The following is a 13,223-nucleotide window of genomic DNA, read 5'->3' as shown; positions in this document are numbered from 1 at the left end:
ATGAAATTTGCATTTGTATTTCCTGGGCAGGGGTCACAATCAATCGGCATGATGCACGGGTATTCGGATATACCGATTGTGCACCAAACATTTATCGAGGCATCAGATATTCTCCATCAAGATTTCTGGGCAATCATTAATGATAATCCGATTGATGATCTAAATCTTACAATCAATACACAACCGTTAATGCTGATTGCAGGTATTGCAGTATATCGGGCATGGATGAGTCTAGGTGGTACAGAACCGGCATTTATGGCAGGACACAGCCTCGCAGAATATACTGCCTTGGTAGCCTCAGAAGCACTTACTTTTACTGATGCGCTATCATTGGTGCGTTTTCGCGCACAGGTAATGCAACAAGCGGTCCCAGATGGCACCGGGGGAATGGCAGCAATACTAGGACTAGATGATGATGCAATACGAGCGGTCTGTATTGAAGTAACTAATAATGCTGACGGAGAATCATTGGAACCGGCAAATTTTAATTCACCCGGTCAGGTAGTCATTGCAGGCCATAGAAATGCCGTATCTCAAGGAATTAAACTGGCTCAGACAAAAGGTGCCAAACGTGCTGTCATGTTACCCATGAGCATTCCTTCACATTGCACACTAATGAAATCAGCCGCACAAGAAATGTATCAACAATTAGAAAAAATAGACTTTAAACCGCCAAGAATTCCTATTTTTCATAATGTTGATGTACAAATACACCAGAGTGATGCTGCTATCAGGGATAGCCTGGTAAAACAGTTATATAGTCCAGTACGATGGGCAGACACCATTCAAACCTTAGCTGCCGCTGGCGTAACTCATATCGCGGAATGTGGCCCTGGTAAGGTGCTAACAGGACTGAACAAACGTATAGATCGAGATTTACATAGCCTGGCATTAACCGATAGTGAAGCTATTAGACAGGCTATCAATATATTGAAATAGAACAGGATGGGTATTGATTACGCATCATTATGAGCGATACTCTTCATGGAGATAGATGTTGGAAAATAAAATAGCATTAGTAACTGGCGCCAGTCGCGGCATTGGACAGGCTATTGCATTGCAATTAGGCAATCAGGGAATTATCGTGGTTGGTACAGCCACAACCCAAAGCGGTGCCGAAACAATCAGCCAATACCTGGATAAAGCTAATATCAGAGGTATGGGGATTGCATTGAACGTGAACGATGCGACACAGATTAATAATACGGTACAAATTATACGAGAACAATTGGGCGAGATTACAATTCTCGTCAATAATGCGGGTATTACACGCGACAATTTATTGGTCCGCATGAAGGACGAAGAATGGGATGCAATAATGGAAACTAATTTGAAGTCGGTATTCCGTTTAAGTCGAGTAGTACTCCGCCCCATGATGAAAGCCCGTTTTGGTCGTATCATTAATATTTCTTCAGTAGTTGGTTCAATTGGAAATGTGGGTCAGGCAAACTATGCCGCTGCCAAAGCCGGTATGGTTGGTTTTAGCAAATCGCTGGCACGTGAGGTAGGTAGTCGCAATATTACGGTCAATTGTATTGCTCCGGGTTTTATTGATACCGACATGACGCGCTCGCTTACTACCGAACAACAACAAAACCTGATTCAACACGTTCCATTAGGAAGACTAGGGCAGCCTGAAGAAATTGCTTCTGCAGTCACCTTTCTTGCTTCATCCGCTGCAGGATATATTACTGGGACTACGCTGCATGTGAATGGGGGAATGCATATGGATTAGTTATAATGTGACATAGAGAAAAACAAGATAATTTATTCTTGTTCTGAACTCCCATTATAAACACTACATTCGTGATTTCTAATTATATTTCAGTTTTGCTAACATTGAAAATTTGTTAAAATGCCGGAATTTTTCTTACCTGAGAAGGAAATATTTAGATGGAAAATATAGAGCAACGCATAAAAAAAATCGTAGCCGAACAACTCGGTGTCAATGAAGCCGAAGTTAAAAATGAATCCTCTTTTGTAAACGATCTCGGAGCCGATTCGCTCGATACCGTGGAATTAGTTATGGCATTAGAAGAGGAATTTGAATGCGAAATTCCCGATGAACAGGCAGAAAAAATAAATACCGTCCAGGAAGCTATTGATTACGTTACCTCTAACACAAACTAATATCTTATCTTTACGTATTTAATATTGGAGTTATTTTGTCCAAACGCAGGATAGCCATTACCGGGTTGGGTATTGTCTCACCCGTTGGAAACACACTTTCAGATGCCTGGGAAAATATTGTATCCGGAAAATCCGGCATTACTCGGGTTACTCGCTTTGATGCATCAAATTTTTCTTCTCAAATTGCTGGAGAGGTGAAGGGTTTCGATGTCCAACAATACTTGACAGCTAAGGACGCACGTCGTATGGATGTTTTTATCCACTATGGTATGGCGGCGGCTATTCAAGCTATCAAGGATGCGGGGATTGAAGACACAACCAATCTAGAGCCAGAACGTGTTGGCGTCAACATTGGCTCTGGTATTGGTGGTCTTCCTATGATTGAAAACACTGATACTGCCTACCATGCTGGGGGACCACGTAAGATATCGCCCTTCTTTATTCCTGGCACCATTATCAATATGATCGCCGGTAATTTATCTATTATGTTTGGTTATAAAGGACCCAATATCGCGATTGTTACCGCCTGCACCACTGCAACTCACAGTATCGGCTATTCTGCCCGAATGATTGAATATGGCGATGCCGATATCATGATCGCCGGTGGCGCTGAATCGTGTGTCAGCCCACTTGCCATTGGTGGTTTTGCGGCTGCAAAAGCTTTATCAACCCGCAATGATGACCCTACAACGGCAAGTCGACCATGGGACAAAGGGCGAGATGGCTTTGTCCTCGGCGAAGGCGCCGGCGTTATTGTCCTGGAAGAAATGGAACATGCTAAACGTCGTGGTGCAAAAATTTATGCTGAATTGGCAGGATTTGGCATGGGTGCAGATGCTTTTCATATGACCGCTCCCTGCGAAGATGGAGAAGGCGCAGCGCGCTGTATGTCAAATGCACTTAAAAATGCGCATATAAATAGTAGCGCAGTAAATTATGTGAATGCCCATGGCACCTCTACGCCACTTGGTGATATTGCTGAAACGATCGCTGTAAAGCGTTGTTTCGGTGCTCATGCTGAGAAACTGGTGGTCAATTCCACTAAATCAATGACAGGGCATTTACTGGGTGCAGCCGGCGGTGTAGAAGCCATATTTTCTATACTCGCATTACATCACCAAATTGCACCACCCACAATTAATCTTTTGGATCCGGATCCACAGTGTGATCTGGATTACATCCCTAATACAGCAAGAGATATGAAAATAGACGTAGCCATATCGAATTCTTTTGGATTTGGGGGAACTAACGGTACGCTTGTTTTTCGTAAAGCATAATTTATATACTGTTGTGGTGCATGCGCACACTAAAACGGCTTTCCTTTCTTATTTTATCAGCGATTCTCTTATTTCTTGGATATCTCCATTATCATATTAATGCAGACACCCAGCTTCCTGCTACACCCTATGAGTTTTCGATTGAACCCGGCAGTAGCTTAAAAAATATTGCACGTCAACTTGTTGATGAGGGCGTGCTTCCCAATGCCTGGTCTTTTATTTTATTATCACGTCTCATGGGTAATGAGTCCTCGCTCAAGGCAGGCGACTACATACTGACTAGCAATCTCTCACAAACGGCCTTACTGGAATATTTAATCAAGGGAGATGCTAGGCGTAATGAAGTCAAATTTCTTGAGGGATGGACATTTTTACAACTTAGACAGGTATTAAACGAACATCCGGCAATTCGACACGATACCCTTCACTTCAGTAATCAGGAAGTTCTACAACTCATTGGAGCAAGTGAGACAGCGGCGGAAGGCTTATTTTTTCCAGACACTTACTATTTTCAGAAAAATAGTCGTGATATCGATATCTTACGGCGCGCCTATCATAGGATGCACGATAAATTACAAGCTATCTGGTCTACCCGCGCTCAATCCTTACCGCTGACAACCCCATATGAAGCCTTAATCCTAGCTTCTATTGTTGAGAAAGAAACTGGCTTGGAAAGTGATCGTACCAAAATAGCCGGTGTTTTTATGAATCGATTAAGATTAGGAATGCGCCTACAAACAGACCCTACCGTTATTTACGGCTTAGGTGAAGAATTTGATGGAAATCTACGTAAAAAAGATCTGCGAGCTGATCACGCATATAATACCTACACACGTTCGGGACTACCACCAACCCCCATTGCTATGCCAGGATTAGCCTCGATTTTGGCCGTACTCAATCCTGCTGAAACAGATGCTTTATACTTTGTTGCAAAGGGAAATGGAGAATCGCAATTCTCAGCTACCCTGGCTGAGCATAATCGTGCCGTCGCCAAATATCAGAAACGTTCGGCACCATAATGTCTCCCACGTTACAGTCCCCAATTAGAATTAGTAGAGCTACATAATGCAGTTTTCCATAATAGTTCCTACTCTAAATGAATCTCAAAATATTGACTTACTCTTAACTCGTCTCTTCGCACTCCATCTTGATCCAGGTAATTTCGAAGTTATTATTGTTGATGATAACTCAACCGATGGTACACCTGAGAAAGTTCGAATCTGGACCAGCCATGCAAATGTACATCTCATTGAAAGACGAGGAAAGCCGGATTTAACGGCATCAATCCTAGCCGGCGTAGCAGCCGCACACAGCAACGCCATCGTTGTGATGGATGCCGATCTCAGTCATCCGCCTGAGCAGTTACTCACAATGGTTACACCGATACTGGATAACAATTATGATGTAGTCATTGGCAGCCGGTATAAAGCAGGCGGCAGTACTGAAAATTGGCCGTTATATCGGCACTGCCTATCCCGCATTGGCGGATGGCTGGCGCGATCGATCTGCGATGTTAGTGATGCCACTTCCGGTTTTTTTGCATTTCGTCGAGAACTCTCAGCCCATATATCCGATAAAGCATACGGCTACAAAATCTTACTTGAGCTACTCATGGCGGGCCAAGGCAAATATCGAATACTCGAAGTTCCCATCTGTTTTCGTGATCGCATGCACGGGACTTCTAAACTGTCGATTTCTCATCAATGGGCTTATCTTCAAAGATTAATGATACTGGCCGGCGGTGCAATCAATGTAAATACCGCCGGTCGGTTCGCCTTGGTTGGCTTGCTTGGCGTATTCATCGATGCGTTTGTTTTCCAATGGCTGATTAATCAAGCCGCTGGGCTGGCCACAGCTCATATTCTGGGCTTCCTTGCCGCGGCAACTGTAAACTATGCATTAAATTCAAAATGGGCGTTTCGGCAGCATCACACAGACTGTTTAAAGTGGAACCAGTTCGCACGCTTTCTAACTGTTGGAGCGCTCGCCTTATTACTGCGTGGAGGCATATTAGCCCTGCTAGTCTATGTTGGACATATACCCGCCACGATCGCGATTTATCCGGCAATCATCGCAACTGCGATCGTTAATTATTTCGGTGCTGCTTTTTATGTATTTCCAGATAAAAGTAATCTTCCGTCAGTTGATATACGCTGGCGCGTTGCCTCAATCGGCATCGTAATCTTTATTATATTGCTACGCCTGGTCTACTCTGGCCTAGCGCAACTCATTCCGGATGAAGCCTATTATTGGAATTATGCTCAGCATATGGATTTGAGTTTTTTTGATCATCCCCCTATGGTCGCTTGGTTGATCTGGCTAGGTACAGGCATTATGGGGCAGAATGAATTTGGTGTAAGAATTGGAGCATTCCTTTGTGGCCTGGTAGCAATGGGATACCTCTATGCATTTGCATATAATCTGTACGGCAAATCAACCGCAATGCGTGCGGTAATGTTATTAGCTGTTTTACCCTTTGGATTTAGTTCTGGTCTGTTGATGATACCAGATGCACCATTAGTCGCTGCCTGGATAGCTACGTTATATTATATGGAACGCGCATTGATAAACGGCCGTAATTCAGCCTGGCTCGGTATGGGTATCGCGTTCGGACTGGGTATACTATCCAAATACACACTGGGTTTACTGGGTATTGCCGCTTTGGTCTTTGTCATTATAGACCCAACTGCACGGCGCTGGATGAAACGACCACATCCATATCTTGCGGCGATACTTGCGTTACTGCTGTTTTCTCCCGTCATTATCTGGAATATCGAGAATAACTGGGCATCATTTTTATTTCAATCAACACGCCTCCTAGCGGATGATTATCACTTCTCGGTGCATTACCTGATTCTCCATATCATCATTATGCTTACGCCAGTAGGCTTCTTCGCTGCAGCATTCATTCTGTTCTCGTATAATCCGAACACACAAGATCAATATGAACACAGGCGTCGTCTATTTGTACAGATATTTACCGGCATTCCATTATTGATTTTTTTGATTCTGAGTACTTTTGATCTACCTCGTTTCCATTGGACTGGCCCAATCTGGCTCGCCATCTTACCGACGATAGCCTGGATGATCGGGCAAACGGGCGATATGCGTGTATTGTCAAGCTACTTACGTAAGGCCTGGCAGCCTACTCTTATTATCTGCATGTTTATCTATGCATTTATACTTCACTATGTCGTACTGGGTATACCAGGTATCCCCTATCAGATCTTTGCAGAACACTATTTCTGGCGCGAAGCAACAATCGAGATTGAACGGATTGTAGAAACAGTACAGCATCAAACCGGAAAAAAACCTATCGTGGTTGGCATGAGCAAGTGGTCCGTTGCCAGCGCTTTATCTTTCTATAATCAAAATGGCAGTCATATGGATATTCGCTCACGTAATATGTTTGGCGATAGTGCTGCGATGTATGATTTCTGGTTTCCATCACAACAACCCACCAACCGGCCAATTATCCTCGTGGGAATGAAACGCCACCAGCTAGAACGCAATCAAGCAGGTGATGATCTGAGTCAAATGCTTGATCAACCGGATCTAATTCAGTATCGCATGATTGATAAGCATGGCATACCACTACGCCGTGTTTATTACCGAATGGCACAAGGATTCACAGGAAAAATAGAGGCCCATTCATTAAATTAATAAAACTCACTTCACGTGCTTCGAGCGCTACAATCAAGTCAAAGTCACGCTAATATTACTAATGCGCATGTGCAAAGAAATTATTAACCATCCAGATGGAGCTGATCCCCAAAAGAATAAGCGTAACCTGCTGAATAGTAGCACCAATTTCAGGTCGCTTATGTAAACCCGGGATCAGGTCTGACATCGCCACATAAATCATACTCGCAGTCGCTAGTCCTAATAAAGGCAGAATGAGATGATCCAGCTTGTGTAACATGAAATAAGCCAGTATTCCTCCTGCCAGGGTTGCGAAGCTAGACAGTATATTCAGTAGTAAAGCGCGTCGACGTGTATAACCGGAATTGAGGAGAATAATAAAATCACCGGCTTCTTGGGGTATTTCGTGCGCAATAATTGCAATAGAAGTAATAATTCCAAGTTGTATATCTGCCATAAACGCAGTCGCAATGAGAATACCATCAACAAAATTATGAAAGGTATCCCCCAAAATAATCATCGATCCGCTGCGTCCATAGTCATGTTCATTCGTCGCTGTAACAGCCGTATAACCATGCAACGGATCATGCGCTTCACATTGCTCCATATGGCAGTGACGCCATAAAACCAGTTTTTCCAGAATGAAAAACAGCAGAATCCCAGCAAGCACCATAGCGGTTACCTGTGTTGGATCTTCGGAGATCTCAAATGCCTCGGGTAGTGTATTCAGAAAAGCAGCACCCAGCAAGGCACCAATCGCGTAAGAAACCAGCATTGAAACCCATGCAGCGCTTGTGTTAAGTGTCAGCACAGCTGCAAACAATAGGCTCAATATACCCCCGAGCAAACTGGCTCCAATGATCCAGACAAGCGTAGACATAAGATTAATTTACATGGAAAGACGGGATTATACGCCTTCTATGCAAGTAACTTAATAAGTTATCGAGGGATTATTGTTTTTCCAGCCAAATAAGCGCAGCCATACGCCCGGTTTCACCATCACGGCGATAAGAAAAGAATCTCGTGGGATCACTAAAAGTACAAATGCCACCACCATAAACTTCAGTCACGTTTGCTTTCGCAAGCCTTTGACGTGCCAATAAAAAGATATTAGCCAACCATTTATTACCTGGCCTATTATGCTGCGCCGAAAAAGCAGGTTCAGATGCCTGATCGTGATCCAAAAAGATTGTACGTACTTCTTCACCCACTTCAAAATGCTCAGGACCAATTGCTGGGCCTAGCCAAGCCATGATTTCCCTATTACTATGGCCTGCTCTCATTTTTGAGACCGACTTCTCAATAATACCCGCAGCTAATCCACGCCAGCCAGCATGAATCACGCCCACGACTATTCCTGCGGTATCACACAGAAATATTGGCAGACAGTCAGCCACCTGTATGACACAAACTGTCTCCTGCTGATGGCTCAATGCCGCATCACCTTCAAGCAAACCATCACTGTTATCTATCCAAACAGGCAAGGCACCGTGTACTTGTTTTAACCACCTGGGTTCTCCCGGCAGATGTTTACACAGCAATGCCCGATTATATGCAACATCAGATGGACGATCATTCACGTGAGCACCCAAATTAAGGGAAGCATAAGTTCCATTGGGCCCATTACTTACACCGCCATAGCGGGTGGTAAAGATTGATTTAACATGACTGGGCGCCGGCCAATCGGGAATAATCCAATCATTCATATCGGGCATATATTAATTCTCACTATTTGTCCGATTCTAGTAATCGGCGGCGCGTAAAATACACTAGCAATATATGAATCAGTCTGCTTGTTAAGAGACACCGGTAATACACGACCACATAACAAATCGCCACATACAATCCATTGCTACTCACCTATCCTATCCAACAATTGTCAAACGGGCAGATTTTAACGTTTTACCCCAGATGTCCGTAGCATGAACACCTGTATGTAATGAGATCTTTGTAAAACCCCAATGATTTAAAAATTAATCCTTTATAATCAATAGTATAAAACTTATGCTGAGAGCTTTTGTAAAAATCTCGTAATGTCTATTTTAATATCCGATCTTATCTTTAAGCCTCAACCGTCATGCATCCAAAAATTCATCTGACATCAAATTATAGTGCAAGATTCGCGTCTTATAAAACCTCAAAAAAATCGGCGGCTGACTATCAGATCAAATGGCGATTACAGCAATCATATAAAAATCAATAAATTGCATGGAATCCGGATGATCTCACTGATTTTATTAGGACACAAAAGAGTATTGCAACATATCCCAAAAATACTCACGCACCCAACTTGCTCAGATTTCTGAGTTAAAATAGATCCCAGAGAAATGATTCCAGATTAAATCTTAACCGAATCCATTCCTTTTAAATATTATAAAACAGAATTGACACGCCCATGTCATACCGCGGTGAGTTGATTATTAAATGATGTTAGATATAGGTGTCATAATGAATCATATAAAGAATTTCATAAACTTCACACGTACATTTTTATTATTAGTTGGAATAACCATAGTCGTATCAGCACATGCTTCTGAAAGTAATGACGAGGTGGAGCTTTTCAAGTCAGCTTTCTCTGGAAAAACTGCAGCTGTCGAGGCATTATTAACAAAAGGGATCAATCCTGACATACAGGATGAAAATGGTTTCACCGCACTAATTGTGGCGGCACAAAATGGCCACACGGCTACTGTCAAAACATTATTGGAAAAAAAGGCCAAACCGGATCTGAAAAATAAGGGGGGAACGACTGCTTTAATTGTGGCTGCCAAAAATGGCCATGCGCCCGTTGTTAACCTATTGCTGGCACACGATGCTCAAATCGATCTACAGACCGAAGATGGCATTTCCGCACTCCTGATCGCCTCCAAGGAAGGCCATGAAGAAATTGTCGAAATACTGCTGAAAAAGGATGCTCAGGTTGATCTATACACCAAGGATAACCTTACCGCATTAATGGTCGCTGCATTAGAAGGTCATGCCGCTATCGTAGAACAGTTACTAGCGAAAAATGCTCAGATTGATTTACAAGCAAAAGATCAGACTACAGCTCTGTATATGGCTTCTCAGAATGGCCATACGGCTATTGTTGAGGCGTTATTGGCAAAGGGAGCACCACTCGACCTGAAAGCCATCAATGAGACCACCCCACTGTATATGGCGACTCAAGGGGGTTATACGGCCGTTGTACAGGCATTACTAGCAAAGGGGGCTAAAGTAGACCCGCGGGACAAGAATAATGCAACCCCGCTCACGATAGCTGCGCTGCATGGTCATACCGACATTGTAAAGGCCCTGTTAGAAAAGGGAGCCAACGTTGATTTAAAGGCCCAGAATGGTTTTACTCCTTTAATATTGGCTGCCCAAAGTGGACATACTGCGATTATTGAAGCGTTATTGGCTAAAGGCGCTGATATTGATCTACAAAATGAAGATGGTGTCACACCATTGATGTGGGCTGCCTTGCATGGCCATGCTGATGCTGTCAAAATATTGTTGACAAAAGGTGCTCGCCCAGGCTTGGAAAGCAAAAGTGGAAAAACTGCATTGGATATCGCAAAAGAACCGGCCATCATAGAACTACTCAAGGCCGCTATCACTGAGTAACTGATTATTTTTATGACCTATCCGGCGGAATATCATTACAGGGTGCTGTTACTATGACTGACTCAAAGAATGCAATGTGCTGATATTTTTATTTGCTCTATGCTGACAAGTATCCGTTATTATATAGCCAGACAGATTTAGAATAGCTCATGACATAAACAGATCAATACTCTCTATTCTTATGGGAAAGCCTCAGAACAAAAAGCGAACCATATAATCATTCCTGAATCTGGAGACACATGCCAAAACAAACTACAGATTGCCTGATATTTGCTCACCGCGGTGCCAGCCAGGATGCAATGGAAAATACGCGGCTTGCTTTTGACAAAGCACTGGAATATGCAGCGGACGGAATAGAAACAGACGTACAACTTACCCGCGATGAGATTACCGTACTCTGGCATGATCACTTTCTTGACAAGGTTGGACTTGCTGGGAAACGTATTGATGATTTTAATTATGACCAGCTAAAATCCCTGGGCCTAATGCAAGATTCGAGCCATGCAGGCATCATGAGTTTGCAGTCATTTCTCGACACTTATCGCAAACATTGTCGCCTGCTCATCGAAATTAAAAACAATCCATGGGAAGCCGTTTCCCGACATGAAATAAAAATCCGGCAAACAATGAATATGATTGGGTCGGTCAGTGATCAACCCATCATTATTTCTTCTTTTAATCTCACCAGCCTCATATATGCACAGCGCTACAGACCCGGATTTCCCTTAGTTTATAACCTTGAAGCTGAACAAACCGTTACTGAAGTACAGCAGGTACTGATCAATCAACCTTTTCTCTACGGATTCTGCTTGCCGATTGAAACTCTAGATAATGCCATGGTTGATTTATTGCGTAAACAGAGTAAATCTATCGCTGTTTATACCTGTAACAGCGATGAAGAAATAAACAAGGCACTTAAATTCGGCGTGGATATCCTGATCAGTGATTTACCGCATCATGCATTAAAGATACGTGATACATGAAAAGACACCTTCCATTACTGCAGAATCAACCATTTGATCTCTTAGTCTGCGGTGGGGGTATTTATGGCGCTTGGACAGCTTATGATGCTGCCTTACGTGGCTTGAAAGTGGCCATTGTTGAACAGGGTGACTGGGCCAGCACAACTTCTTCTGCTTCCAGCAAGTTAATTCATGGTGGCTTACGTTATCTGGAATCCTATGATTTTAAGCTAGTCAAAAAATCACTGGCTGAACGCCAGATGTTACTAAAAATGGCGCCTCACCGCGTATGGCCCTTACGCTTCGGGGTTCCCGTATACGCCGATAGTCGTGTTGGTATGCTGCGACTGAAACTGGGTTTGATGCTATATGATTTTTTTGCGGCAGAAAGTACCCCTGCGATGCGCCATCGTCACTTCGATTCCCCCCATTTTGCTACACATTTTCCGATACTGAATGAATCCATGCTGAAAGGTGGTTTTGTTTATACCGATGCACAAACTGATGATGCCCGCTTAGTGCTTGAATTGATTGCAGGCGCTATGGATGCCGGCGCGGTCTGTGTAAATTACTGTAAAGTAATTGAATTAATGGAAGCAGAAGGTCGTGCCTATGGCGCACAAATCCAGGACCAGATAAGCAATACTATACAGAAAATCCATGCCAAACAGATTGTCCAAACCATTGGTCAATGGATATCAACGGTCACAACAAGTCAGGACTGGTGTCGTCTGGCCAAGGGAATACACCTGGTCATGCCTGCTGTACTCAAGGATGAGGCATTGCTACTGACAGCAAAATCCGATGGCAGAGTGTTCTTTATGATGCCCTGGTATGGCTTCACCCTACTTGGTACCACGGATACAGACTATCGGGGTGATCCGGCACAAATCAATATTGAAGCAGAAGATGTTTCTTATCTACTTGCCGCAGCCAATAGCTACCTTAAAGCAGCCTGGACAGAAACAGATATCATTAGCAGCTTTGCCGGTGTGCGTGTGTTAAAACAAAGTTCACAATCCATGCCATCTGCTGTCAGTCGAGATTGGGAATTAAAAACCACGAACAATGGCGTACATTATTCCATTGGTGGGAAAATAACCTCAGCACGACAAGACGCAGCTCATATTGTCGACACAGTGTGTGCTCAATTGGGTATCAAAACGACATGTGCAACTCAGAATCGACCATTTCCCTGGGCACCCGCAGAAAATTACACTGAATGGCTATCTGCCATGCAGGCACAGGCAATTAAGTTAAATATTGACGCAGAAAGTACAAAATGGCTGATACGTCGTCATGGCAAGCGAGTAAAAGAAATCTATCTCAGCATTGAAAGCAAACCGGAGTTGGCTGCACGCATCATCCCATCGTTACCATTGATTTTAGCCGATCTTCAATATTGTGCCCGCCATGAAATGGTGGTACATCTGGATGATCTGCTGCGGCGCCGTTTACCTTTGATGATTCTAACGCAGCTGACTGAAGATCATTTACGTCAGATCACCGCCAAGCTTACCGATATCCTGGACTGGGACGAAACAGTCATCAGCCAGGAAATTGAAAATTGTCGTCAATATCCTCTTTACAACGAATAGACTCAGCA

General features: G+C 43.5%; 11 protein-coding genes. 9 read left to right on the top strand and 2 right to left on the bottom strand.

The window, feature by feature from the left end; all coding sequences use genetic code 11:
* From fabD to BUQ89_RS03290, 6 genes are all read left to right on the top strand, one after another.
* Positions 1 to 939, top strand: coding sequence for an ACP S-malonyltransferase (gene fabD, locus BUQ89_RS03315; RefSeq protein ID WP_028461030.1), 939 nt, complete (start codon positions 1 to 3; stop codon positions 937 to 939).
* A gap of 55 nt (positions 940 to 994) precedes the next feature.
* Complete coding sequence (fabG, locus tag BUQ89_RS03310; protein WP_028461031.1) at positions 995 to 1,735, top strand: 3-oxoacyl-ACP reductase FabG; 741 nt, start codon at positions 995 to 997, stop codon at positions 1,733 to 1,735.
* A gap of 158 nt (positions 1,736 to 1,893) precedes the next feature.
* Positions 1,894 to 2,130: an acyl carrier protein gene (gene acpP / locus BUQ89_RS03305; protein WP_028461032.1), complete on the top strand. Its 237-nt coding sequence runs from the start codon at positions 1,894 to 1,896 to the stop codon at positions 2,128 to 2,130.
* A 35-nt stretch (positions 2,131 to 2,165) separates the two neighbouring features.
* Positions 2,166 to 3,407 (top strand): beta-ketoacyl-ACP synthase II, encoded by a 1,242-nt coding sequence (gene fabF, locus BUQ89_RS03300; RefSeq protein ID WP_028461033.1) that lies wholly within the window; start codon positions 2,166 to 2,168, stop codon positions 3,405 to 3,407.
* 20 nt (positions 3,408 to 3,427) lie between these two features.
* Positions 3,428 to 4,426, top strand: a complete 999-nt coding sequence (mltG, locus tag BUQ89_RS03295; protein ID WP_028461034.1) for an endolytic transglycosylase MltG — start codon at positions 3,428 to 3,430, stop codon at positions 4,424 to 4,426.
* Positions 4,427 to 4,472: 46 nt separating this feature from the next.
* Positions 4,473 to 7,070, top strand: a complete 2,598-nt coding sequence (locus BUQ89_RS03290; protein WP_036572741.1) for a glycosyltransferase family 39 protein — start codon at positions 4,473 to 4,475, stop codon at positions 7,068 to 7,070.
* 58 nt (positions 7,071 to 7,128) lie between these two features.
* On the opposite strand, the gene BUQ89_RS03285 is transcribed toward BUQ89_RS03290, so the two are convergent.
* Entirely contained in the window at positions 7,129 to 7,929 is an 801-nt protein-coding gene (locus BUQ89_RS03285; protein ID WP_028461035.1) for a ZIP family metal transporter, read from the bottom strand.
* A gap of 70 nt (positions 7,930 to 7,999) precedes the next feature.
* Entirely contained in the window at positions 8,000 to 8,764 is a 765-nt protein-coding gene (pgeF, locus tag BUQ89_RS03280) for a peptidoglycan editing factor PgeF (RefSeq protein ID WP_036572745.1), read from the bottom strand.
* Positions 8,765 to 9,497: 733 nt separating this feature from the next.
* Here pgeF and BUQ89_RS03275 point away from each other — a divergent pair.
* The 3 genes from BUQ89_RS03275 to BUQ89_RS03265 all read left to right on the top strand — a co-directional run bounded on the left by BUQ89_RS03275 (position 9,498) and on the right by BUQ89_RS03265 (position 13,215).
* A complete protein-coding gene (locus BUQ89_RS03275; protein ID WP_028461037.1) occupies positions 9,498 to 10,655 on the top strand; it encodes an ankyrin repeat domain-containing protein in 1,158 nt (385 codons plus the stop codon).
* 239 nt (positions 10,656 to 10,894) lie between these two features.
* Positions 10,895 to 11,638, top strand: coding sequence for a glycerophosphodiester phosphodiesterase (locus BUQ89_RS03270; RefSeq protein WP_028461038.1), 744 nt, complete (start codon positions 10,895 to 10,897; stop codon positions 11,636 to 11,638).
* Entirely contained in the window at positions 11,635 to 13,215 is a 1,581-nt protein-coding gene (locus tag BUQ89_RS03265; RefSeq protein ID WP_028461039.1) for a glycerol-3-phosphate dehydrogenase/oxidase, read from the top strand. Before BUQ89_RS03270 ends, BUQ89_RS03265 begins: the two co-directional genes overlap by 4 nt.
* The last annotated feature ends 8 nt before the right edge of the window (positions 13,216 to 13,223 follow it).

The organism is Nitrosomonas cryotolerans ATCC 49181, assembly GCF_900143275.1.
In the GTDB taxonomy this organism is placed as follows: domain Bacteria; phylum Pseudomonadota; class Gammaproteobacteria; order Burkholderiales; family Nitrosomonadaceae; genus Nitrosomonas; species Nitrosomonas cryotolerans.
This window is presented reverse-complemented; position numbering and strand designations above follow the sequence as displayed.